Source organism: Pseudomonas sp. GW823-FHT06B06, assembly GCF_058795195.1.
Map to the genome: position 1 here is coordinate 58328 of NZ_JBXAHO010000023.1, position 23492 is coordinate 81819.

A 23492-nucleotide genomic window follows, 5' to 3' on the forward strand; every position below is an offset into this window, starting at 1 on the left:
GTACGTCGCCATGCGTTTCCTCGTTTCGCTGTTCGCACCACGTCCACGGCACCGCTGCTTTGCCCTGCTCGACAGCAACGGCCTCTGCCTGGCATTCAAGCAGTGCAGCCTCCAGCCCATGGGCGATGGCTGGGTTGAAATCGAAGAAATTCGCCTCAACTGGTTGCACCAACCGCTGCCTGCCAGTGCGCGTGTCAGCCAGCACCCACCGCGCTCACGGGTACAAAACCTGATGGCGACCTGACCAGACGCCTAATAAAAGTCATTAAACACGACCAATTCCCTGCGTTTCTTCGCTACAATCTCCCCCCGATTATAAGGACGTCTCCTGATCGGGCCTCGCAGCATCGTCAATGCTTCGGTTTTGGCACCCCGCACCGCCCACAGAGAGCCGCCCACACAGATCGAGTGAAGCTGGCGCGCTTGCTGTTCCTCAAGCACAACCTCCACTTTTCGCGAATCTGCAGAGCTGTCATTACGCTCGGTCACTGAGCTGTTTGCCCGTATTGCCTGCCTGGGTTCCCTTGGCGGCCAATCATCCGGGCACGGTGCCAGGCTGGGACAGCCCTTTTTTGAGGTTCACGTCTTCAAAAGAGCGTGAAAAAAACGGGTTTTCACAACTTCACAAGAGTGTGGCGAGCAAATGAATAGTTTTGCGTCTGAATATGCACCATTAGCGTCCAGTACAGCCCAACGACACAGGACCGAGTACACCTCGAATACCGGGGCCTGAAGCCTGTCCGCTACGGATTTGGTTGCACAAGCGGATGTATCGACCATAAGTCGAATTGCCAGTCGCACGTTGAAATGAGTTCATGGGACTCTTATTAGACCCGGCAGGTAGCGTCCGTCGAAGTTGCGAAAAATTGCGAAGATTCGGACATGGCGATCCTGCCATGGGTACCTGGGGCAACACAGACACGCCCCGTCACTCCTGGCAGCCATGCCGTCAATTTGGTGCTGCAGATTTTGGAGACGCGTTAAATGGCGCATAACGAAGCAGTCGACGTAGTACTGGTAGGGGCCGGCATCATGAGCGCCACCCTCGCGGTACTGCTCAAAGAGCTCGACCCCGCGATCAAGCTGGAAGTCGTCGAGCTGATGGATTCCGGTGCCGCGGAGAGTTCCAACCCGTGGAACAACGCCGGTACCGGTCACGCCGGCCTGTGCGAACTGAACTACACGCCGCAGGCTGCCGATGGCACCGTCGACATCAAGAAAGCCGTGCACATCAACACCCAGTTCGAGGTGTCGAAGCAATTCTGGTCATACCTGACCAAGAAAGGCACGTTCGGCTCGTGCAAATCGTTCATCAGCCCGGTGCCACACCTGAGTTTCGTGCAGGGCGAGAGCGGCGTGTCGTTCCTCAAGGAGCGCTTCAACGTACTGCACAAGCACCACGCCTTCGCCGACATGGAATATACCGAAGACAAGGCCACGATGGCCGAGTGGATGCCGCTGATGATGCCGGGGCGCGATCCTGGCGAAGTTCTTGCGGCCACTCGCGTGATCAACGGTACCGACGTCAACTTCGGCGCCCTGACCAACCAGCTGCTCAAGCACCTGACCAGCGCTCCCGATGCCCAGGTCAAGTACTGCAAGCGCGTAACCGGCCTCAAGCGCAACAACGGCGGCTGGACCGTGAGCATCAAGGACGTCAACAGCGGCAACAGCCGTGAAGTCGACGCCAAGTTCGTCTTCCTCGGTGCGGGTGGCGCGGCATTGCCTCTGTTGCAGGCTTCGGGCATCGAAGAGAGCAAAGGCTTCGGCGGTTTCCCCATCAGTGGCCAATGGCTGCGTTGCGACAACCCGGAAGTGGTCAAGCATCACCAGGCCAAGGTCTACAGCCAGGCTGCCGTGGGCTCGCCACCGATGTCTGTCCCACACCTGGACACCCGCGTCGTCGACGGCAAGAAATCCCTGCTGTTCGGACCATACGCCGGTTTCACCACCAAGTTCCTCAAGCACGGCTCCTTCATGGACCTGCCGATGTCGGTTCGCGCTGGCAACATCGGCCCGATGCTGGCGGTGGCAAAAAACAACATGGACCTGACCAAGTACCTGGTCAGCGAAGTGATGCAGTCGATGGAGCAGCGCCTGGAGTCCCTGCGTCGCTTCTACCCCGAAGCGAAAGCCGAAGACTGGCGCCTGGAAGTGGCCGGCCAACGGGTGCAGATCATCAAGAAAGACCCGAAAAAAGGCGGCGTCCTGCAATTCGGTACCGAACTGGTCGCGGCCAAGGACGGCTCCCTTGCCGCCCTGCTCGGCGCCTCGCCAGGTGCTTCGGTGACGGTTTCGATCATGTTGGAACTGATCGAAAAATGCTTCCCAGGCAAAGCCAAGGGTGAATGGGCTGCCAAGCTGGCAGAGATCTTCCCGGCGCGGGAGAAAGTCCTGGAAACCGACGCGGCGCTGTATCGCAAGATCAACACGCAGAACAACGTCGCCCTGGAACTGGTTGAAGCCAGCAGCGAGACTGAAAGCTACGCTTGATCCGACCCCATGAAAAACGCCCCGTCCATCATTGATGGCGGGGCGTTTTTTTATGTCGGGGGGATTTATCCCCTCGCCACAGATAGATCAGCCACGGGCCTTTTCGATCAGCTCGATGTATTCCGGCGCATTGCGTTGATCCTGGATCAAGGCAACGAAGTCATTGCCATGCTCGTCCTTGCCGTTCACGTCATAACCGGCCTCGACGAAGAACGTCAGGAAACGCTCGAAATCGTCGATCCGCAGACCACGGTACGCCTTGATCAGCTTGTGCAGGGACGGAGAAGTCGCGTCGACCGGTTCGAAATCGAGGAACAACTTGATCTGCTCATCGCCGATCTCGTCACCAATCACTTGTTTCTTATCTTTACGCATTGCCGACTCCAGCTCGCAGACATTTCACGGGGCGGGCAGTTTACCCCTGCGCGGGCGCCTGGCTCAACGCGGACGAACAGCCCCGGTGTGCAGATCGGCCCAGATGTGGCCGTTGGCATAGCTGAGAAACTGGCAATACACCGTGTCGTTGCGCAACAAATCCATGATCACCCGGTATTGAGCCTGCGGGTAATAAAGCGTCAGCGTCTTGCTCTTGTCGTCGTAGAGCGGTTTTTTCAGGCTTTTGCTTTCGCCATCGAAATTGACCAGCACCTGACTGATGGTCGCCCCCTTGTTCAAGGATTTGCCCTTGAGGCGGATCAGCAACGGCGAAGTGACGGGGATCGGCTGCTGGCTGGACTGACGCTGACTGCCGACCACCACCGAATACTCGGTGACTTGCAGCAGTTGTTGCTGCTCTGGTTGCGCATCACGCAGGGCCAAGTCATCCGGCGGCAGGAATTGAGCGTGCATTGGCGCGGGGGCGGCGGCCAAGGGCAGGCTGAGGGTCAGCAACAGGGCGGCGCAGCAGCGGATCAACAGGTTCATGAAAAGCTCCAAGTGATCAATCGAACTGTGCGCGCATCCAGGCCTGATACTCGGCAACACCGGGTTCGCCTTCACGTGGCGCCCAGTACGCCAACTCACCTTCGCCCACCGGGCGATAGGGACCCGCCTTGCACTCGAACATCAGGCTATCGGCTTCGAGCACCACCAGCCCGTGGAACACGCCCGTAGGCAAGTCCACGCCGACACAGTCGCCACCGGCCTGCAGGACCGTCTTGCTCAGGACTGCGCCCGACTCATCGAAGATCAATACGCCCAGCCGCCCCTTGAGCACCAGCAAGGTTTCAGCCTTGTTGTCGCCCAGGTGCCGATGAGGCGGGATATACGTCGAGGGTTGCAAGCCCACGGCCATGCGATGGCAGGCGTCTTCCATCTGGTGGAAGTTGTGATGCTGGCGTCCACGAGGGTTGGCCGCCGCTTTCTCGGCCAATTCGGCGAACAGGGTGTGGTCAAGAAAGCGAGGCGAGGTCATGTCTTACATTCCTTTAACGGCAAAAATCCCGTTGGCGTTGCGCCAGTAGCCTTTGTAGTCCATGCCGTAGCCGAAGATGTAACGGTCGATGCAAGGCAAACCGACGAAATCCGCCTTCAGGTCCGGACGAGCCTTGCGGTCGTGGTCTTTGTCGATCAGCACGGCAGTGTGCACTTTACGCGCGCCAGCGTGCTTGCAGAAGTCGATGATGGCACCCAGGGTGTGACCTTCGTCAAGGATATCGTCGATGATCAGCACGTCACGGTCGATGAACGACACTTCAGGCTTGGCTTTCCAGAACAGCTCGCCGCCGCTGGTTTCGTTGCGATAGCGGGTGGCGTGCAGGTAGGAGGCTTCCAGCGGGAATTGCAGATGGGTGAGCAGTTTGCCGGAGAAAATCAACCCGCCGTTCATCACGCAGAACACCACCGGATTGCTGTCCGCCAATTGTTCGTTGATTTGTGCACCGATGCGGGCGATGGCCGCCTCGACTTCAGCTTCGGTGTACAGGCAGTCAGCCTCTCGCATGATTTGACGGATATGCTCGAGATCAGCGGACATGGCGCTCTCCAGGGGGGGCAGTTTCGGAAAAGTCGGCAAAGGTACGCATCAAGTGAGGCCAGATCAAGCGATTGTGGACTAACGTACTCTATGTCTATAGGACATCACCCTCGGATAGATTAATCTAGCCCGGTTTTTTTGCCCGCCGCCGGAGCCTTTCCCATGCCCATCCTCGAGATCCGCCACCCGCTGATCCGTCACAAACTTGGCCTAATGCGCCGCGCAGACATCAGCACGAAGAATTTCCGCGAGCTCGCTCAGGAAGTCGGCGCCCTGCTGACCTATGAAGCCACCAAAGACCTGCCGTTGGAAACATACGACATCGAAGGTTGGTGCGGCACCGTGTCGGTCGAGAAAATCGCCGGCAAGAAAATTACCGTCGTGCCGATCCTGCGTGCCGGTATCGGCATGCTCGAAGGCGTGCTGAGCCTGATCCCGGGCGCCAAAGTCAGCGCCGTGGGCGTGGCCCGCAACGAGGAAACCCTCGAAGCCCACACCTACCTCGAGAAGCTGGTGCCGGAAATCGACGAACGCCTGGCAATGATCATCGACCCGATGCTCGCCACCGGCGGCTCGATGGTTGCCACCATCGACCTGCTGAAAAAAGCCGGTTGCAAGGACATTCGCGCCATGGTCCTTGTCGCTGCACCAGAAGGTATCGCCGTGGTCGAGAAAGCTCACCCGGACGTGATCATCTACACCGCGTCCATTGACCAGAAACTCAACGAACACGGTTACATCATCCCGGGCCTGGGCGATGCTGGCGACAAGATCTTCGGCACCAAGCAGAAGGACGCGTGAGCATGCAGCAAGAGTTCAACGATCCGCTCTGGCGCACGGTGCTGTCTGGCGCCCAGATGCTGTTCGTGGCCTTCGGCGCCCTGGTGTTGATGCCGCTGATCACGGGGCTCGACCCCAACGTGGCACTGTTCACCGCAGGCCTGGGGACGATTCTGTTCCAGGTCGTCACCGGGCGCCAGGTGCCGGTGTTCCTGGCATCGAGCTTCGCGTTCATCACTCCGATCATTCTCGCCAAGGGCCAATTCGGCCTCGCTGCGACCATGGGCGGCGTGATGGCGGCCGGTTTTGTCTATACGTTCCTCGGCCTGGCAGTGAAAATCAAAGGCACCGGCTTCATCGACCGCCTGCTGCCACCGGTGGTGATTGGCCCGGTGATCATCTCCATCGGCCTGGCCATGGCGCCGATCGCCGCCAACATGGCGATGGGCAAGGCCGGTGACGGTAGTGAACTGATTCATTACCAGACGGCGATGCTGATCTCGATGCCGGCGTTGCTGACCACCTTGATCGTCGCAGTGTTCGGCAAAGGCATTTTCCGCCTGGTGCCGATCATTTCCGGCGTCTTCGTCGGGTTTGCCATGTCGTTCTACTTTGGCGTGGTCGATACCGCGAAAATTGCCGCTGCACCATGGTTCGCCATTCCCCACTTCACCGCGCCAGAATTCAACTGGCAGGCGATCCTGTTCATCGTTCCGGTAGCCCTGGCCCCAGCCATCGAGCACATTGGCGGCGTGATCGCCGTGGGTAGCGTGACCGGTCGCGATTACCTGAAGAAGCCTGGCCTGCATCGCACCCTGTTGGGCGATGGCATTGCCACCACCGCCGCCGGCCTGTTCGGCGGTCCGCCCAACACCACCTATGCCGAAGTGACGGGCGCGGTGATGCTGACCAAGAACTACAATCCGAAAATCATGACCTGGGCGGCGATCTTCGCCATCAGCCTGGCGTTCATCGGCAAATTCGGTGCGCTGCTGCAAAGCATTCCGGTACCCGTGATGGGCGGGATTCTTTGCCTGTTGTTCGGCTCGATTGCGGCCGTGGGGATGAACACCCTGATTCGCCACAAGATCGACCTGGGCGAAGCACGCAATTTGGTGATCGTCTCGGTGACCCTGGTATTCGGTATTGGCGGCGTACTGGTCGGCACGGGCACTGGCCCGGACGATTTCGGCCTCAAAGGCATCGCGCTGTGCGCGGTGGTGGCGATTGCGCTGAACCTGATCCTGCCGGGCAATGACAGCTGGAAGCACAAGAAAGCGCAAGATCCGCTGTTGTAATGGCTTGAGTTCATCACCGTCGATGAAATAGCTTTCGCGAGCAGGCTCGCTCCCACAGAGGAGATCTATTGTGGGAGCGAGCCTGCTCGCGAAGCTTTTAAAGCACCAGCGGTGCTCGTTCGCACAACGCACTCAACGCCTTCGCCCACTGCGGATCATCGTTGAGGCACGGCACCAGCACCAACTCCTCCCCTCCCGCTTCGCGGAACTGCTCCAGCCCCCGATCACCGATTTCTTCCAGCGTCTCGATGCAATCGGCCACGAACGCCGGGCACATCACCAGCACCTTTTTCACGCCGCTTTTGCCAAGCTCATCCAGGCGAGCCTCGGTGTAGGGTTCAATCCACTTGGCGCGCCCAAGGCGCGACTGGAACGACACCGACCATTTGCCGTCCGGCAATCCCATGCGTTTGGCGAATTCGGATGCCGTGCGCAGGCATTGGGCGCGGTAGCAGGTCGCCAAAACTTCTGGCGAAGCGGTCTGGCAGCAATCAGCGCTTTTGAAGCAATGGTGACCGGTAGGGTCGATCTTGCTCAGGTGCCGCTCCGGTAATCCATGGAAGCTCAACAACAGGTGATCGTAACCCTGCAGCAAATACGGCTTGGCGCTGGCCACCAGCGCGTTGAGGTATTCCGGTTGATCGTAGAACGGCTGGAGAATCGAAAACTGCACATCCAGCCGCTTCTCGCGCACCACTCGCTTGGCCTCCTCGATCACCGTGGTCACGGTGCTGTCGGCGAACTGTGGATAAAGGGGTGCGAGAGTGATCTTCCTGTGACCCTGGGCCGCCAGGCGTACCAACGTCGATTCAATCGATGGCTCGCCATAACGCATCGCCAATTCCACCGGGCCGTGATGCCACTGCTCAGTCATGACCTGCTGCAGGCGACGGCTGAGAACCACCAATGGCGAACCCTCGTCCCACCAGATCGACGCGTAGGCATGCGCCGACTGCTCGGGGCGCTTGATCAGGATCAGCGAAACCAGCAAGCGTCGCACCGGCCATGCCAGGTCGATCACATACGGGTCCATCAAAAATTGATTGAGGTAACTGCGCACATCCGCCACCGAAGTGGAGGCCGGTGAGCCCAGGTTGACCAGAAGCAACGCGTGATCGGTCATGCAACGTCCTATTTCAAAGGCGGCTGGAAAGGTCGTCCAGGGCCGCGCGCAAATCAGTGAACTGGAAAGTGAATCCCGCTTCCAGCAAGCGAGCCGGTACTGCCTTCTGGCCGCCCAGCAACAACAATGACAATTCACCCAGGCCTACCTTTAATGCCAGGGCCGGCATGGGCATGAACGTCGGGCGGTGCAGCACGCTGCCCAACGTCTTGGCGAACTCTCGGTTGCGCACCGGTTTGGGCGCGCAGGCATTATAAGGACCACTGGCGCTTTGCCGGTGCAGAAGAAAATCAATCAGGGCGATTTGATCGTTGATATGGATCCACGGCATCCACTGCCGGCCACTGCCGATAGGCCCGCCCAGCCCCAGTTTGAACGGTATCAACAGACGTGACAAAAAGCCGCCCTCTGCCGACAACACCAGCCCGGTACGAATGAAAATCACGCGAATGCCCAAACCTTCGGCGCGCTGGGCAGTTTCCTCCCAGGCAATGCATAACTGACTGGCAAAGTCATCGATGACCGGTGGTGAATCCTCAGTCAGTTCGCGCTCACCGCCATCGCCATACCAACCGACCGCGGACCCAGAAATCAGGACCGGCGGCTTCTGTTCACGGCTTTCGAGCCATGCCAGCAGGGTTTCAGTCAGGGTGATGCGGCTACTCCACAACAGGGCTTTGCGTTTGTGGGTCCATGGGCGATCGGCAATGGGGGCACCGGCCAGATTGACGATGGCGTCGAGCGGGTCTTGTCCGATTTCTTCAAGCCGCCCGATGCCGCGCACTTGGGCGCCACAGATCTTGGCGACCTTTGCAGGCGTGCGGCTCCAGACGGTAAGGCGATGCCCTTGACTCAACCAGTGCCGGCAGAGCTGACGTCCTATCAAACCAGTACCGCCGGTCAGCAATATGTGCATGACTTCTTCCTCGCGTGGCGTTTTACCCTGATCACTAGTCTATTTTTATAAGCAAGGGATCTTTTGGTATCGGGTAGGCTCTGTGTTTAACAATAGGCCAAGCTGTCAGAACGAGAACGCTGAAAGTTATACCAAAAAACAATATTGTACAGGTTTCAACCCCGGCGTAGTCTGTACAGACAGGTAAACGAGGCCCTTATGACTGTACCTATCGCAATCATCGGCACCGGCATTGCCGGGCTCTCAGCCGCACAAGCCCTGACCGACCTGGGGTATGTCGTGCAACTTTTCGACAAAAGCCGCGGCAGTGGCGGACGCATGTCGAGCAAGCGCAGCGATGCGGGTGCCCTGGACATGGGTGCGCAATATTTCACCGCCCGCGACCGTCGTTTTGTCACCGAAGTCCAGCGCTGGCAGGCCCGTGGCTGGGTCGCCGAATGGACACCGCAGCTGTACACCTTCCATGGTGGCCGGCTCGATCTGTCGCCGGACGAACAGACGCGCTGGGTTGGCACCCCGCGGATGAGCGCCATCACCCGCTCCCTGCTGGGGGACCTGGAAGTGCATTTCGCCTGCCGGATCACCGAGGTGTATCGCGGCGAAGAACACTGGCACCTGCAGGATGCCGAAGGCTTCACCCATGGTCCGTTCAGCCATGTGGTCATCGCCACCCCGGCACCCCAGGCAACCGCGCTGCTGGCCTCCGCGCCAAAACTCGCTGGCGCCGCCGCCGGGGTAAAAATGGACCCTACCTGGGCCGTTGCACTGGCGTTCGAGACGCCCCTGGAAACACCAATGGAAGGCTGCTTCGTGCAGGACAGTCCGATTGACTGGCTGGCTCGTAATCGCAGCAAACCAGGGCGCGACAACACCCTCGACACCTGGGTGCTGCACGCCAACAGTACCTGGAGTCGCCAGCATATCGACTTGCCCAAAGAAGCAGTGATCGAGCAATTGCACGGCGCGTTCGCCGAGTTGTTGCACGATGCCATGCCCGCGCCCAGCTTCAGCCTGGCCCACCGCTGGCTCTATGCCCGCCCTGCCAGCAGCCATGAGTGGGGCACCCTGGCCGATGCGGACCTGGGGCTGTATGCGTGCGGCGACTGGTGCCTTTCCGGACGCGTCGAAGGTGCCTGGCTCAGCGGCCAGGAAGCCGCCCGACGCCTGCATGCACACTTGCAGTGAACTGCATCAATCCGAGCTGATGGCTGGTAACTGTAGGAGCTGATGAAAAACCTATACAAACAATTTGACTTGTACACCTTTGAATCTATGATGAACCTATGTTGTACAGACTTTCAGCCCTGTACAGTTTTAGATTCCGAGGTGTTCGATGCCCCTGCCCCCTGCCAAACCGAAAATCGCCATCAGCGCCTGCCTGATGGGTTTTGACGTGCGCTACAACGGCGGGCACAAGGCATCGCGCCTGTGCAGCCAGGTCCTCAGCGACTATTTCGATTTTGTCCCGATCTGCCCTGAAGTCGCCATTGGCCTGGGTACTCCGCGCCAGCCAATCCGCCTGGTAGGGGATGCGGACGCACCTCAGGCCGTCGGCACTGTCGACCGCGAGATCAACGTCACCCGGCCGCTGGCGGACTATGGTCGGCACATGGCGGCGGAACTTGACGATATCTGCGGTTACATCTTCATGCAGCAATCCCCTTCCTGCGGCCTGGAGCGGGTCAAGGTCTACCACGTCAATGGCGCACCGCAGAAGGGTGGTGGACGGGGCATCTACGCCCAAGCGTTCTGTGCCCAGCAAGGAGACTTGCCGGTGGAAGAAGACGGTCGGCTGAACGACCCGGTGCTGCGAGAAAACTTTATCACACGTGTATTCGCCTACAGCGCCTGGCAACAGTTGTTGCACGAAGGCCTGAGTCGCCGTGGATTGACAACATTTCACTCGCGCTACAAGTACCTGCTGATGGCCCACAACCCGGTGCAATACAAAACGCTCGGCAATTTGCTGGGCAACATGGGGCAGACCGACCCGAAAGAGCTCGGACCACGCTACTTCAGCCTGTTGATGGCGGCCCTGAAGCAATGCGCAACCCGCCGCACCCACACCAATGTCTTGCAGCACCTCTGCGGTTACCTGAAAAAAGCCATCAGCGCCGAGGACAAGAAAGAGGTGCAAAACCTCATCGGGCAATACCGCCAAGGCATCGTGCCGCTGGTGGTGCCGCTGACGTTGCTCAAGCATCACTTTCGCCAGCATCCCGACCCGTACATCGATCAGCAGGCGTACCTGCAACCTCACCCGGAAAATCTCAGCCTGCGAAATGCAATCTAATGAAATCCCGACTCGACAGCAGCGCCAGCGAAGACTTTGGTGCCGACTTCAAGAAGGCCCTGGATGATGGCTGGCTGCCGATTCGCGAAGTTGCCCGGCAGACTGGGGTGAACGCCGTGACACTGCGAGCCTGGGAACGTCGTTACGGCCTGATCGTGCCGCACCGCACGCCCAAGGGGCACCGGCTGTTCTCGGCTGAACATGTCCAACGTATTCTGACGATTCTCACCTGGCTCAACCGCGGCGTGGCCGTCAGCCAGGTCAAGCAACTGCTCGACACGCCGCAGGCTTTCAGCGAACTCGTTGAAAACGATTGGCAAGTGTTGCGCAATACCCTGTTCACCGCCGTCACGCAGCTGACCGAACGCCCCCTGGACGACACCATCAACCAAGCCATGGCGTTGTACCCGCCGCGCACCCTGTGCGAGCAGTTACTCATGCCCCTGCTGGCGGAGCTGGAACAACGCTGGCAAGGCCAGTTCGGCACGCAAATGGAGCGAGGATTTTTTTACTCCTGGCTCAGAAGCAAATTTGGCGCGCGCCTCTACCACAACAACCGCCAGTTACACGGCGCGCCACTGCTGCTGATCAATCAATCGGATCTGCCACTCGAACCTCACGTGTGGCTCACGGCCTGGTTGATCAGCAGTGCCGATTGCCCGGTGCAAGTGTTTGACTGGCCATTGCCCGCCGGTGAACTTGCGCTGGCTGTCGATCTTCTGCAAGCACGGGGCGTACTGCTTTATTCCAGCAAAGCCATAAAACTTTCAACATTGCCGAAACTTTTAAACAGCCTCAGTTGCCCAAAAATGATCGTCGGAGCGACGGTGTGCATCCACCACACCGAGTTGTGCGCAATAACTTCCGAAATCAGTGACCTGTACCTGGCCGACAGCCCCTTGGCGGCGCACCAGGCACTCGTTCAACGCGGGCTCATCTAATGGCGTTTGTTCAATGAAACGGGCGAACACAACAATGCAATTGATCTGGCTGCGCAGCGACCTGCGCCTGCATGACAACACCGCCCTCTCGGCCGCGGCAGCCCGTGGCCCGACCGTGGCGGTGTATCTATTGAGCCCGGAGCAATGGCGCGAACATGATGATGCCCCCTGCAAAGTGGACTTCTGGCTGCGCAACCTGCAGGCGTTGAGTGGTGCGCTGGGCCAGTTGAACATTCCCCTGCTGATCCGCCATGCCCCACGCTGGGATGACGCACCGGCAGTGCTGCTCGAGTTGTGCCGGCAATTGCAGATCGATGCGGTGCATCTCAACGAGGAATACGGCATCCACGAAACCCGCCGCGATGCAGCGGTAGCCCAGGCCCTGAAAGCCGAAGGCATCGAGGTCCATGACTATCTCGACCAACTGCTATTCAAGCCCGGCAGTGTGCTGACCAAAACCGGTAGTTACTTTCAGGTCTTCAGTCAGTTCCGCAAAGTCTGTTATGAACGACTGCATCATTCACTGCCCAGCCTGGTACGCACACCACTGGCGCAAACCGCACTGAATATTGCCAGCGACGCCATCCCGACGCAGGTCGAAGGGTTCGACGCCCCCCCGGAGAGCCTGCGTGAGCTGTGGCCGGCCGGTGAAGACGAAGCCCGGCGCCGTCTCGACAGTTTTACCGACATACAGATCGACTACTACCAGAGCGAGCGCGACTTTCCGGCAAAACCCGGCACCAGCCAGCTCTCGGCCTATCTGGCCGCCGGGGTGATTTCGCCCCGCCAGTGCCTGCATGCCGCGCTGCAAAGCAACCAGGGCGAGTTCGAAAGCGGCAAGGTCGGCGCCATCACCTGGATCAATGAACTGCTGTGGCGCGAGTTCTACAAACACATCCTGGTGGGCTACCCGCGGGTTTCTCGTCACCGTGCCTTTCGCCCGGAAACCGAAGCCCTGGCGTGGCGCAACGCCCCTGAAGAACTGGCCGCCTGGCAGCAGGGCCGCACCGGTTTGCCGATCATCGACGCAGCCATGCGCCAACTGCTGGAAACCGGCTGGATGCACAATCGCCTGCGCATGGTGGTGGCGATGTTCCTGACCAAGAACCTGCTGATCGACTGGCGCGAGGGCGAACGCTTTTTCATGCGCCACCTGATCGACGGCGACCTGGCCGCGAACAACGGCGGCTGGCAATGGAGTTCGTCCACCGGCACCGATTCGGCGCCTTATTTCCGTATCTTCAACCCGCTGAGCCAGTCGGAAAAATTCGACGCCGAAGGCTTGTTCATCAAGCACTGGCTCCCGCAACTGTCGGGGCTCGATAAAAAGGCTGTGCATAACCCGGCGTATCTTGGCGGTTTGTTCGGCGTGGCAGGTTATCCGGCGCCGATCGTCGACCTGAGCACCTCCCGCGCCCGCGCCCTGGCTGCCTTCAAGAATCTGCCGTCGCGGCAGACTGCCGGGAGCCTCCATGAATAACCTCCTGCAGCGTCTCTATGAACACCAGATGGAATTTGGCCGGGCGACTGGCTTTCTGCAAAGGAGAATGGGATGAATCTTACCCCTCCACGACGATACTGGTTGACCGGTGCGAGTAACGGCATTGGCGCCGCGCTGGCTGAAGAAATACTCAAGAGCGGCGCCCACCTGGCTGTTAGCGCCCGCTCGCTGGCCCCACTGAAAGTCTTGTCCCTGCGTTACCCCGGAAAAGTATTGGTGGTCGCTGGTGACTTGACCAACAGCCAGACAGTACGTGAAATCGGCGAACGGATTGCTCGGGACTGGGGCTCTCTGGACACCGTGATCCTTAACGCCGGCACCTGCGAATACGTCGATGGCAAGCAGTTCGACGCCTCGATCATCGAGCATGTGGTGCGCACCAACCTGCTCGCCAGCAGCTTCTGCATCGAAGCCGCGTTGCCATTGCTGCGCGCTGGTACCGCACCGCACCTGGTGGGCCTGGCCAGCTCGGTGACTTACCTGCCACTGCCCCGCGCCGAAACTTATCGCGGCTCGAAAGCCGGGATGCGTTACCTGTTCGAATCCCTGCGCATCGACCTCGCACCGGAAGGGATCGAAGTCACAATGGTCAATCCCGGGTTCGTCCAGACGACACTGAACGGGAAAAATGATTTACCCATGCCACTCTCCTGGAAGGCAGGGAAAGCTGCGCAGCACATCTTCCACGAAATCAGGAGCCGACCACTGGAGATCGCGCTGCCGGGGATGCTCATGTCCACCCTATGGCCGCTACCGAAAATGCTCGACCGGACGAAGCTGGCGATTGGCAAACGCATGGTTCGCAGCAGCCCGCCAATCATGGATCAGTTGTGATCGAAAGACTTGCAGCGGATGCCAGCGACTGAGCGTCCGTCAGAGCTTTCACACGGTGCCGGCTGACTGCCTTACACTGCGCGCCATGAAAAACATCCCTCACCTACAAATCGCCACCCCCGCGGTGACCTGCTCGACTTGTGCAGCCTGCTGCTGCCAGCTCGAAGTCATGCTGATCACCGATACCGGCGTGCCCGAGCGATTCATCGACACCGATGACTGGGGTGGAGAGGTCATGTTGCGCCTGGACGACGGCTGGTGTGCCGCGCTGGATCGCAACACGATGATGTGCACCATCTACGAAAAACGCCCGCTGATCTGCAGGGAATTCGAGATGGGGGCGGTGGAATGCATCGAAGAGCGCCAAGGGATTTCGACGGCGTATCGCTGAAACTCAATGTGGGAGCCAGCAGGCTAGCTCCCACAGGGTATGTTGCTCAGACAGTGATCCTTACAACGGCATCGTGTAATGCAGCGCGTAACTTTCTATACCATCGTTCGGGCTGGTAATCCCGGCATTGGAATAGTGCGTCGCGCGAATTCCGACTTCATGCCCACCGGCAAAGCGCAGGCCCACACCTAAGCGGTCCTCGAACTGAAACGCGCTGCCCAGTTCATTGCTTTCGACTTCAGTACTGGCGAACACCGCCACGCCAAACCCGAGCTCGACGTAAGGCTTAACGCTCTGACCGGCGAACTCGTAAACAAACACTGGCGAAAATGAAAGGCTGTGATTACTGGTGGTCTCGTCGCCATCCCAATAGGTGTAGGCGCCGCTCCAGTAACCGGTTAAACGACCCACGTCGCTCTGCCACCAACTCTTGTCCCAATCGAATTGCATGCCCAATCGATAAGTCATGGTTGATTCGCCGGTCTGACCGACTCCGAACTCCACGCCTGCTGCTTGCGCAGTGAAACTGTGCCCCATCAATGCAGCCGCAATCGCGGCCAAACAAAATAGTCGCTTCATAGAAACATCCTTATCCCAACGATTACGTTCGGTATTTTATTGATCTACGTTCACAGCTATAGAAGTCGACGGTTATTCAGAAGTTCAGCCCAAATTCTTCCCCTGCCCAGAATTTGCTTACTCTTCAAAGCTTCGCACAACACCAGCGTTATTCCACAGTATCGGCAATATATTTGTGAAATGAACAGGATCGGCGCTCGTCCAGAATTGCGCAGCACGAGCAGGCCCGGCGGCCAGTAATTCGCGCTCGGCGAGCAAGCGCTGAAGCTGACGCGCAACCGCCGCACCTGTATCGATCAGGCTGATGTCGTCGGGAATCATCTGTTTGAGCAAGGGCTTGAGGAAAGGGTAATGGGTGCAGCCCAGGATGATGGTGTCGGCACCCTCGGCAAGCAGCGGCTGGACGTAACGCTCCAGCAGCTGGTGCAGGACGGGACTGTGCAAGTCGCCTTTTTCGATCAACTCGACCAACCCCGGGCAAGGTTGGGTGATCACTCGAACGTCGGTGGCGAAGCGGTCGAGCAACGCGGCGAACTTGGCGCTCTGCAGGGTTCCCGTCGTGGCCAGCACGCCGACCACGCCACTGCGGGTAGCGGCAGCGGCCGGCTTGACGGCGGGCTCCATGCCGACGATGGGCCATTGCGGGTAATCGCGACGCAAGTCGGCAACACCGGCGACAGTGGCGGTGTTGCAGGCCAGGACAAGGGCCTTGGCGCCCTGGCGTTGAAAAAACTCGGCCATGACGCTGCAACGCTGCTGGATAAATTCCGGGGTTTTCTCGCCGTAGGGAATGTTCCCGCAATCGGCGACATACAACAGGGATTCGTCAGGCAACAAACGCTGGATCTCGGCTAGCACCGAAAGCCCGCCGACACCGGAGTCGAATACGCCAATCGGCGCTTCACGCATGCTTGGGCCCACAGACGCTGCAACCCGGATCTCGCTTGACTCGCAATTCGCGAAAGCGCGAACCCAAGGCGTCGATCAGCAGCAGGCGCCCTACCAGCGGCTCGCCGAATCCGGCCAGCAACTTCAACGCTTCAAGCGCTTGCAGGCTGCCGACCAATCCCACCAACGGCCCGACCACCCCGGCCTCACTGCAGGTCAATTCAGCTTCGCTGCCGTGCCCATATAGACAGTGGTAGCACGGGCTTTCTGCTCGACGCGGATCGAACACCGACAATTGCCCTTCAAGGCGAATCGCCGCGCCGCTGACCAGCGGCTTGCTGGCGCTCACGCAAGCCGCGTTGACCGCTTCACGGGTGGAGAAATTGTCCGAGCAATCCAGGACCAGGTCTACGGCGGCGACAGTAGCGGCCAGGGAATCTTCATCGAGCGCTGCACGATGAGCGATCAAGCGGATTTCGGGGTTGATCGCCGTCAGGCGCTTGATTGCCGAATCGACTTTGCCCATGCCGACGCTGTCGGTGTCGTGAATGATCTGGCGCTGCAAGTTGGTCAGGTCGACCGTGTCGAAATCCGCCAGATGTAATTCGCCAACCCCTGCGGCGGCGAGGTACAGCGCCACCGGCGCACCAAGGCCACCGAGGCCGACGATCAATACTCGGCTGTCCTTGAGCCGCAACTGGCCGTCGATATCGATGTGTTGCAGCAGAATCTGCCGACTGTAACGCAGCAACTCCTGATCATTCAGCACGGCAGGCGCCCCAGACTGATGCGTTGGTGACCGCCCAGATCGGTGCGGCTGTGAACTTGCTCGAAACCGCGGGTCAACAGCAAATCGCGGACGGCCTCGGCCTGATCGTAACCATGCTCGAGCATCAGCCAGCCGCCCGTGTCGAGATGGTCCGGCGCCTGGGCGACGATCAGACGCAGATCATCAAGCCCGTCGACACCGGCCACCAGGGCGCTGGCCGGTTCAAAACGCACATCGCCCTCGACCAGGTGCGGGTCGGTGGCTGCAATGTAGGGCGGGTTACTGATGATCAGTTGAAAACGTTGACCTTCCAGGGCGCTGAACCAATGGCTGCTCAGTACCTTGGCGTTATTCAGATGCAGGCGTTGGCGATTGCGTTCGGCCAGGGCTACGGCTTCCAGCACGCGATCCACGGCAGTGACGCTCCAGGCCGGACGCTCGCTGGCCAGGGCCAAGGCAATCGCGCCACTGCCAGTGCCCAGGTCGAGTACGTTGGCGGGGGTGGCCGGCAACAGCTCCAACGCGGCCTCCACCAGCAACTCGGTGTCTGGCCGCGGGATCAGCGTGTGCGGCGCAACTTCCAGGTCGAGCTTCCAGAAACCTTGCTGGCCAAGAATGTACGCCACCGGTTCACCGCTGCGGCGGCGCTGTAAATACTCGGCGAAGGTCAACGCCGCTTCGCTCGGCACGATGCGTTCCGGCCAGGTGTGCAGGAAGCTGCGGGACTTGCCCAGCGCAGCCGCCAGCAACAGTTCGGCATCCAGGCGCGCCGTGGGCGAGTCGGGCAGATCGGCTGCACGCAACAAACTGGCAATGATCGTCATTTACTCACCTATCGCGGCCAGTTGATCGGCCTGGTACTCGGCCAGCAACGGCTCGATCACGGCATCGACGCCCCCGGCGAGGATTTCGTCGAGCGAATACAGCGTCAGGTTCACCCGGTGGTCGGTCACCCGGCCCTGGGCAAAGTTGTAGGTACGGATACGTTCGGAGCGGTCCCCCGAGCCCACCAGCAGCTTGCGCTCACTGGCGATGGCATTGGCGGCGGCACTGGTTTGCTGGTCATTGAGCTTGGCCGACAGCCAGGACATCGCCCGCGCACGGTTCTTGTGCTGCGAACGCTCTTCCTGGCACTCCACGACAATACCGGACGGCAAGTGTGTGATGCGGATCGCCGAATCGGTCTTGTTCACGTGCTGACCGCCCGCACCGGAGGAGCGGTAGGTATCGATGCGCAGGTCTGCCGGGTTGATCTCGATCGCTTCCTGCTCGTCCGGCTCGGGCAACACCGCCACGGTGCAGGCCGACGTGTGGATGCGTCCCTGGGACTCGGTCGCCGGCACCCGTTGCACGCGGTGGGCGCCGGACTCGAACTTCAGCTTGCCATAGACGTTGTCGCCTTCGACTCGCGCAATCACTTCCTTATAGCCGCCGTGTTCACCCTCGTTTTCCGAGAGGATCTCCACCCGCCAGCCGCGACGCTCGGCGTAACGCGAGTACATGCGGAACAAGTCGCCAGAGAAAATCGCCGCCTCGTCACCGCCGGTGCCGGCGCGGATTTCGAGGAATACGTTGCGCCCGTCATTCGGGTCCTTGGGCAGCAACATGCGTTGCAGGTTGGCTTCGAGCTCGACCAGGCGCTCCTTGGCTTCGCGGACTTCTTCCACGGCCATCTCGCGCATGTCCGGGTCGCTATCCTTGAGCAGCGCCTGGGCGCCTTCGAGGTCACCCTGCACCTTGAGCAACTGTTTGTAGGTTTCGACGATCGGCTCGACTTCCGCGTATTCCTTGGAATAGGCACGGAACTTGTTCTGATCGGAAATGACCTCGCCATCGCCAAGCAAGGCGGTCAATTCCTCGAAACGGTCCTGGAGGATGTCCAGCTTATTGAGCAGTGACGCTTTCATTGCGGTTTCTTATCCGAAAAGCTTTCCGATGAGCCCTCACCGAGGGCAAAGAGTTCCTGGGCCATCGCCAGCGCATCGAGGCGACCTTCGGCAGAGAGCTTTTTCAATTGCACGCTCGGTGCGTGCAAGAGTTTATTGGTCAGGCCGCGTGCCAGTTGCACCAGCACCTCCTCGGGGCTGCTGCCATTGGCCAGCAGACGCTGGGCCTTTTGCAATTCTTCGTCGCGCAGGCGCTCGCTCTGTTGACGATAGGCCTTGAGCACGTCCACCGCCGCCAACTCACGCAGGCGCACCATGAAGTCTTCGGCGCCCACCGAGACCATCTCTTCCGCCGCCTGGGCTGCACCCTGGCGACTCTTGAGGTTCTCGGCGACCACTTCGTGGAGATCGTCGACGCTGTAGAGGTATACGTCGTCCAATTCGCCGACTTCTGGCTCGATATCCCGCGGAACGGCAATATCGACCATGAAGATCGGTTTGTGCTTGCGCAGTTTCAAGGCGCTCTCAACAGCACCTTTGCCAAGGATCGGCAACTGACTCGCCGTGGAACTGATGACAATGTCGCTGCGCACCAACTCTGCTGGAATGTCCGATAGCAGCACCGCATGGGCGCCAAACTGCTCGGCCAGAATACTCGCGCGCTCCAGCGTGCGGTTGGCCACCACGATACGCTTCACACCCAGGTCGTGCAGATGGCGGGCGACCAGTGTAATGGTCTCGCCGGCACCGATCAGCAAGGCCTGGCTACGTTGCAGGTCACTGAAAATCTGTTTGGCCAGGCTGACCGCGGCAAACGCCACGGACACCGGGTTCTCGCCAATGGCGGTGTCGGTGCGCACTTGCTTGGCCGCATTGAACGTCGCCTGGAACAAGCGCCCGAGTAACGGTCCGACGGTGCCGGCCTCGCGAGCCACGGCGTAGGCCGACTTCATCTGGCCGAGGATCTGCGGCTCGCCCAACACCAGCGAATCAAGCCCGGAGGCGACTCGCATCATGTGACGAACTGCCGCATCGTCTTCGTGCACATAAGCGCTCGCACGCAGCTCATCGAGGCTCAAATGATGATATTCGGCCAGCCAGCGCAGCACGGTATCCGCCGACAGGTGATCCTGCTCTATATAGAGTTCGCTGCGATTGCAGGTGGAGAGGATCGCAGCTTCGCGGCTGTCGGTGAGTCGGCAGAGCTGCTGCAAGGCCTCGACCAGCTGTTCAGGGGTAAAGGCCACGCGCTCGCGGACGTCTACTGAAGCAGTCTTGTGGTTAATACCGAGTGCAAGGAAGGCCATTCAAAGTCGCTGGTGGTGACGTGAAGCCGGCAATTGTCCTACTTCGCCAGATTCAGAACAACTACTCGATATCTATTGGCCTGGTAGGCGGTATCCCGACCTGCGATCCATTCTCGTTTCAGCCTTTGTAGGAGCTGCCGCAGGCTGCGATCTTTTGATCTTGAAAAAGCAAAATCAAAAGATCGCAGCCTGCGGCAGCTCCTACAGGGTGGGGCCGGGCATGGGGTGTGACGGTAAATTGCCGGGGCCGGTTATGTTTGACCGAAGGCTTGTGTCATGATGATCCGACCGCAGGTTAGTCGTCCTCTTCCTATATGAATAGATCTTCCGCGTTGCTCCTCGCCCTCGTCTTTCTCAGCGGCTGCCAGGCCTTGGCTCCCGTGTCGACGGATGACCCGTCGCCGGTCGAAGACTCCACCCCGGCCCCTGAAAAGCCCAAGGTCTACAGTTCATTCAGCGAAGACACCGTCTTCAGCCTGCTGAGTGCGGAGCTGGCTGGCCAGCGCAATCGTTTCGACATCGCCCTGGACAACTACGTGACCCAGGCCATCAATACCCAGGATCCGGGCATCTCCGAGCGGGCATTCCGCATTGCCGAGTACCTGGGCGCCGACCAGGCCGCCCTGGACACGGCACTGATCTGGGCCAAAAACGCGCCGGACGACCTTGAGGCCCAGCGGGCCGCCGCCGTGCAGTTGGCACGCGCCGGGCGCTATGACGATTCCATGGTCTACATGGAGAAAGTGCTGCAGGGCAAGGGCGATACCCATTTCGACTTCCTCGCTCTGTCCGCGGCCGATACCGACCAGGACACGCGCAATGGCCTGATGAAAAGTTTTGACCGTTTGCTGCAGCGCCACCCGAACAACGGCCAGCTGATTTTCGGCAAGGCTTTGCTGCTGCAACAGGATGGCGACACCAAAGGCGCACTGACCCTGCTGGAAGACAATCCGCCGGACGATGGAGAAATCGCCCCCATCCTGCTGCGCGCACGCTTGCTGCAGTCCCTTGATCGCGGCGACGAAGCCTTGCCCCTGCTGCAAAAAGGCATCAAGAAGTATCCGGATGACAAGCGCCTTCGCCTGACTTACGCGCGCATGCTGGTTGAACAGGACCGCATGGATGATGCCAAGGCCGAGTTCTCAAGCCTGGTGCAGCAATACCCCGAAGACGACGACCTGCGTTATTCCCTGGCGCTCGTCTGCCTGGAGGCCAAAGCCTGGGACGAGGCCAAGGGCTACCTTGAAGACCTGATCGCCCGTGACAGCCATGTCGACTCGGCGCACCTGAACCTTGGGCGCATTGCTGAAGAACGTAACGATCCCCAAGGCGCGCTGATCGAGTACGACCAGGTCGGCCCGGGTAACGACTATTTGCCTGCACAACTGCGTCAGGCCGACATTCTGATGAATAACGGCAAGACTGCCGAAGCCCAGCGCAAGCTGGCGGCAGAGCGCGATGAGCAACCGGATTATGCGATCCAGTTGTACCTGATCGAAGCCGAAACCCTGTCCGCCAACAAACAGGGGGACAAGGCCTGGAAAGTCCTGGAGCAAGCGCTGCAAAAATACCCGGACGACCTGAATCTGCTCTATACCCGTGCCATGCAGGCGGAAAAACGCAATGACCTGGCACAAATGGAAAAAGACCTGCGCCTGATCATCAAGCGCGATCCAGACAATGCCATGGCATTGAACGCCCTCGGTTATACCCTGTCTGACCGCACGACGCGGTACGCCGAAGCCAAGGCGCTGATCGAGCAAGCGCACCGGATCACTCCGGAAGACCCGGCGGTTCTCGACAGCCTCGGCTGGGTGAACTACCGCATGGGCAATCTCGACGAAGCCGAGCGCCTGCTGCGCCAGGCCCTGGAGCGCTTCCCCGACCAGGAAGTCGCCGCCCACCTCGGTGAAGTCCTGTGGGCCAATGGCAAGCAACGCGAAGCGCGGCAAATCTGGGGCAAGTTCCTCAAGGATCAGCCCGACAGCCCTACCCTGCGCAGTACCATCAAGCGCCTGACCGGATCAGAGACTCTTTAAGATTATGTTTTTGCGCCACCTCATCGTATTCAGTTTTATCGCCCTGCTCGCCGGCTGTGCGGGTTTCACTGCCCGCGAATCGGTCGTGGGCCACGGCAACCCAGCGCAATGGCGCGAGCACAAACTGCAACTTGCGAGTCTTGATGGCTGGCAGATCGACGGCAAGATCGGCATCCGCGCGCCCAAGGATTCCGGCAGCGGCACGCTGTTCTGGCTGCAACGCCAGGAATACTACGACATCCGCCTCTCGGGCCCATTGGGTCGCGGTGCAGCGCGCCTGACCGGGCGTCCGGGCAAGGTTTCCCTGGAGGTCGCTAACCAGGGACGCTACGAAGCGCCTTCCCCGGATGCCCTGCTTGAAGAACAGCTGGGCTGGAAGCTGCCGGTTTCCAACCTGGCCTGGTGGGTCCGCGGGCTCCCGGCACCGGACAGCAAAAGCCGCTTGACGCTCGATGGCGACAGCCGCCTGGCTAACCTCGAACAGGACGGCTGGCAGGTCGAGTACACGGCCTACACCGAGCAGAATGGTTACTGGTTGCCCGAGCGGATCAAACTGCACGGCACCGACCTGGATGTCACGCTGGTGATCAAGGCCTGGCAACCACGCAAATTGGGGCAATGACATGCCAACCAATCGCCTGACCCTGCCGTCGCCGGCCAAACTCAATTTGATGCTGCACATTCTGGGTCGCCGCGAAGACGGCTACCATGAGCTACAGACGCTGTTTCAATTTCTCGACTACGGCGACGAAATCACCTTTGCCGTGCGCGACGACGGTGTCATTTGCCTGCACACCGAGTTCGAAGGCGTCCCCCACGACAGTAACTTGATCGTCAAGGCCGCGAAAAAACTTCAGGCGCAATCCGGCTGCTCGCTCGGTATTGATATCTGGATCGATAAAGTCCTGCCCATGGGCGGCGGCATCGGCGGCGGCAGTTCGAATGCCGCCACCACCCTGCTCGGCCTCAATCACCTCTGGCAACTGGGTTGGGACGAGGATCGGCTGGCCGCGCTGGGCTTGACGCTGGGCGCCGATGTCCCGGTTTTCGTGCGCGGCCATGCGGCTTTCGCCGAGGGCGTGGGCGAGAAACTGACCCCTGTCGACCCGGAGGAACCCTGGTATCTCGTGCTGGTGCCGCAAGTCTCTGTAAGTACGGCAGAAATTTTTTCAGATCCGTTGTTGACACGTAACACTCCTCCCATTAAAGTGCGCCCCGTTCCCAAGGGAAACAGTCGAAATGACTGCTTGCCGGTGGTAGCAAGGCGTTATCCAGAGGTACGTAACGCATTGAATTTGTTAGGTAATTTTACCGAAGCAAAACTCACCGGAACTGGAAGTTGTGTGTTTGGGGGCTTCCCAAGCAAAGCTGAAGCTGATAAAGTCTCGGCCCTTCTTACAGAGACCCTTACAGGGTTTGTAGCAAAAGGAAGCAACATCTCGATGTTGCATCGCAAGCTGCAAAGTCTGCTCTAAAGGA

Annotated in this window: 25 protein-coding genes; 13 read left to right on the top strand and 12 right to left on the bottom strand. The window is 59.7% G+C overall.

The annotated features are described in order from the left end of the window. The first annotated feature begins 10 nt into the window (after window positions 1-10). Window positions 11-244: a hypothetical protein gene (locus AC1Q8Q_RS20615; protein ID WP_020799763.1), complete on the top strand. Its 234-nt coding sequence runs from the start codon at window positions 11-13 to the stop codon at window positions 242-244. 740 nt (window positions 245-984) lie between these two features. After that, the gene (gene mqo, locus AC1Q8Q_RS20620; protein WP_020799762.1) at window positions 985-2493 is read left to right on the top strand and encodes a malate dehydrogenase (quinone); all 1509 of its coding nucleotides are present in this window, start codon (window positions 985-987) and stop codon (window positions 2491-2493) included. 87 nt (window positions 2494-2580) lie between these two features. Here the strand turns inward: mqo and AC1Q8Q_RS20625 are convergent, their stop codons facing one another. From AC1Q8Q_RS20625 to AC1Q8Q_RS20640, 4 genes are all read right to left on the bottom strand, one after another. Continuing rightward, entirely contained in the window at window positions 2581-2868 is a 288-nt protein-coding gene (locus AC1Q8Q_RS20625; protein ID WP_008060216.1) for a PA4642 family protein, read from the bottom strand. 63 nt (window positions 2869-2931) lie between these two features. Further along, a complete protein-coding gene (locus AC1Q8Q_RS20630) occupies window positions 2932-3417 on the bottom strand; it encodes a hypothetical protein (RefSeq protein ID WP_020799760.1) in 486 nt (161 codons plus the stop codon). 16 nt (window positions 3418-3433) lie between these two features. After that, on the bottom strand, window positions 3434-3907 hold the full coding sequence (locus AC1Q8Q_RS20635; protein WP_168758940.1) for a WbuC family cupin fold metalloprotein: 474 nt from the start codon (window positions 3905-3907) through the stop codon (window positions 3434-3436). A gap of 3 nt (window positions 3908-3910) precedes the next feature. Then, on the bottom strand, window positions 3911-4468 hold the full coding sequence (locus AC1Q8Q_RS20640; protein ID WP_168758941.1) for a hypoxanthine-guanine phosphoribosyltransferase: 558 nt from the start codon (window positions 4466-4468) through the stop codon (window positions 3911-3913). Between the two features lie 162 nt (window positions 4469-4630). On the opposite strand from AC1Q8Q_RS20640, the gene upp reads away from it, so the two are divergent. Together upp and AC1Q8Q_RS20650 are read left to right on the top strand one after the other, a co-directional pair. After that, window positions 4631-5269 (top strand): uracil phosphoribosyltransferase, encoded by a 639-nt coding sequence (upp, locus tag AC1Q8Q_RS20645; protein WP_008060213.1) that lies wholly within the window; start codon window positions 4631-4633, stop codon window positions 5267-5269. A 2-nt stretch (window positions 5270-5271) separates the two neighbouring features. Further along, window positions 5272-6546 (top strand): uracil-xanthine permease family protein, encoded by a 1275-nt coding sequence (locus tag AC1Q8Q_RS20650; protein WP_020799756.1) that lies wholly within the window; start codon window positions 5272-5274, stop codon window positions 6544-6546. A gap of 97 nt (window positions 6547-6643) precedes the next feature. Here the strand turns inward: AC1Q8Q_RS20650 and hemH are convergent, their stop codons facing one another. Then, window positions 6644-7669: a ferrochelatase gene (gene hemH, locus AC1Q8Q_RS20655; protein ID WP_168758942.1), complete on the bottom strand. Its 1026-nt coding sequence runs from the start codon at window positions 7667-7669 to the stop codon at window positions 6644-6646. Between the two features lie 13 nt (window positions 7670-7682). After that, on the bottom strand, window positions 7683-8585 hold the full coding sequence (locus AC1Q8Q_RS20660) for a TIGR01777 family oxidoreductase (RefSeq protein ID WP_033044010.1): 903 nt from the start codon (window positions 8583-8585) through the stop codon (window positions 7683-7685). Between the two features lie 198 nt (window positions 8586-8783). Between AC1Q8Q_RS20660 and AC1Q8Q_RS20665 the strand changes: the two genes are divergently transcribed. The 6 genes from AC1Q8Q_RS20665 to AC1Q8Q_RS20690 all read left to right on the top strand — a co-directional run bounded on the left by AC1Q8Q_RS20665 (window position 8784) and on the right by AC1Q8Q_RS20690 (window position 14545). Beyond that, a complete protein-coding gene (locus AC1Q8Q_RS20665; RefSeq protein WP_033044011.1) occupies window positions 8784-9770 on the top strand; it encodes an NAD(P)/FAD-dependent oxidoreductase in 987 nt (328 codons plus the stop codon). A 148-nt stretch (window positions 9771-9918) separates the two neighbouring features. Continuing rightward, window positions 9919-10878 carry a YbgA family protein gene (locus AC1Q8Q_RS20670; RefSeq protein ID WP_033044012.1) on the top strand — a complete coding sequence of 320 codons (960 nt, stop codon included), beginning with the start codon at window positions 9919-9921 and terminating at the stop codon, window positions 10876-10878. Continuing rightward, window positions 10878-11819 (top strand): MerR family transcriptional regulator, encoded by a 942-nt coding sequence (locus AC1Q8Q_RS20675; protein ID WP_033044013.1) that lies wholly within the window; start codon window positions 10878-10880, stop codon window positions 11817-11819. Before AC1Q8Q_RS20670 ends, AC1Q8Q_RS20675 begins: the two co-directional genes overlap by 1 nt. A gap of 34 nt (window positions 11820-11853) precedes the next feature. Beyond that, a complete protein-coding gene (gene phrB / locus AC1Q8Q_RS20680) occupies window positions 11854-13299 on the top strand; it encodes a deoxyribodipyrimidine photo-lyase (protein WP_492615451.1) in 1446 nt (481 codons plus the stop codon). 72 nt (window positions 13300-13371) lie between these two features. Then, a complete protein-coding gene (locus AC1Q8Q_RS20685) occupies window positions 13372-14154 on the top strand; it encodes an SDR family NAD(P)-dependent oxidoreductase (protein WP_020799748.1) in 783 nt (260 codons plus the stop codon). Window positions 14155-14239: 85 nt separating this feature from the next. Then, a complete protein-coding gene (locus AC1Q8Q_RS20690; RefSeq protein WP_492615452.1) occupies window positions 14240-14545 on the top strand; it encodes a YkgJ family cysteine cluster protein in 306 nt (101 codons plus the stop codon). 60 nt (window positions 14546-14605) lie between these two features. Here the strand turns inward: AC1Q8Q_RS20690 and AC1Q8Q_RS20695 are convergent, their stop codons facing one another. The 6 genes from AC1Q8Q_RS20695 to hemA all read right to left on the bottom strand — a co-directional run bounded on the left by AC1Q8Q_RS20695 (window position 14606) and on the right by hemA (window position 19974). Then, complete coding sequence (locus tag AC1Q8Q_RS20695) at window positions 14606-15124, bottom strand: acyloxyacyl hydrolase (protein ID WP_020799745.1); 519 nt, start codon at window positions 15122-15124, stop codon at window positions 14606-14608. A 117-nt stretch (window positions 15125-15241) separates the two neighbouring features. After that, the gene (gene murI, locus AC1Q8Q_RS20700) at window positions 15242-16033 is read right to left on the bottom strand and encodes a glutamate racemase (RefSeq protein ID WP_033044016.1); all 792 of its coding nucleotides are present in this window, start codon (window positions 16031-16033) and stop codon (window positions 15242-15244) included. Beyond that, window positions 16026-16781, bottom strand: coding sequence for a molybdopterin-synthase adenylyltransferase MoeB (locus tag AC1Q8Q_RS20705; RefSeq protein ID WP_020799743.1), 756 nt, complete (start codon window positions 16779-16781; stop codon window positions 16026-16028). The genes murI and AC1Q8Q_RS20705 overlap by 8 nt, the downstream gene beginning before the upstream one ends. Continuing rightward, complete coding sequence (prmC, locus tag AC1Q8Q_RS20710) at window positions 16775-17605, bottom strand: peptide chain release factor N(5)-glutamine methyltransferase (RefSeq protein WP_083349750.1); 831 nt, start codon at window positions 17603-17605, stop codon at window positions 16775-16777. The genes AC1Q8Q_RS20705 and prmC overlap by 7 nt, the downstream gene beginning before the upstream one ends. Further along, a complete protein-coding gene (gene prfA / locus AC1Q8Q_RS20715; RefSeq protein WP_020799741.1) occupies window positions 17606-18688 on the bottom strand; it encodes a peptide chain release factor 1 in 1083 nt (360 codons plus the stop codon). Next, on the bottom strand, window positions 18685-19974 hold the full coding sequence (gene hemA, locus AC1Q8Q_RS20720; RefSeq protein ID WP_020799740.1) for a glutamyl-tRNA reductase: 1290 nt from the start codon (window positions 19972-19974) through the stop codon (window positions 18685-18687). Before hemA ends, prfA begins: the two co-directional genes overlap by 4 nt. Before the next feature lie 314 nt (window positions 19975-20288). Between hemA and AC1Q8Q_RS20725 the strand changes: the two genes are divergently transcribed. The 3 genes from AC1Q8Q_RS20725 to ispE are packed head-to-tail and all read left to right on the top strand — an operon-like array spanning window position 20289 to window position 23488. Beyond that, complete coding sequence (locus AC1Q8Q_RS20725; protein WP_033041358.1) at window positions 20289-22013, top strand: tetratricopeptide repeat protein; 1725 nt, start codon at window positions 20289-20291, stop codon at window positions 22011-22013. Between the two features lie 4 nt (window positions 22014-22017). Continuing rightward, window positions 22018-22635: a lipoprotein insertase outer membrane protein LolB gene (lolB, locus tag AC1Q8Q_RS20730; protein WP_033041357.1), complete on the top strand. Its 618-nt coding sequence runs from the start codon at window positions 22018-22020 to the stop codon at window positions 22633-22635. Window position 22636: 1 nt separating this feature from the next. Then, window positions 22637-23488, top strand: coding sequence for a 4-(cytidine 5'-diphospho)-2-C-methyl-D-erythritol kinase (ispE, locus tag AC1Q8Q_RS20735; protein ID WP_033041355.1), 852 nt, complete (start codon window positions 22637-22639; stop codon window positions 23486-23488). Window positions 23489-23492: the final 4 nt, after the last annotated feature.